The 211-nt window shown below is 51.2% G+C and carries 1 protein-coding gene; it reads left to right on the forward strand.

Translation table 11 applies throughout. From position 1 onward, the window contains the following. Nucleotides 1–5: 5 nt before the first annotated feature. Nucleotides 6–211 (forward strand): energy-coupling factor transporter transmembrane protein EcfT (locus tag LJE08_RS15465; RefSeq protein ID WP_227403692.1); only part of this gene is annotated, 206 nt, incomplete at its 3' end.

Below are 211 nucleotides of genomic sequence, written 5' to 3' on the forward strand. Positions count from 1 at the left end.
CACGAATCTATGTCTACGTTTTTACCGGCGCGGCTATTACGCAGACCACCAGTCCACTGGAGCTCACCCGCTCTTTGGAACAAAATCTGCATCTGCCCAGTAAGTTTGCTTATGGAACGCTGGCAGCCGTCAATCTGATTCCACGGATTAAAATGGCGGTTAAAACGATTCGCGCGGCTGGTCAAATGCGGGGCATCAATCTGTCTTGGTG

The organism is Holdemanella sp. DFI.5.55 (assembly GCF_020593575.1).
Taxonomy (GTDB): domain Bacteria; phylum Bacillota_I; class Bacilli_A; order Erysipelotrichales; family Erysipelotrichaceae; genus Holdemanella; species Holdemanella hominis.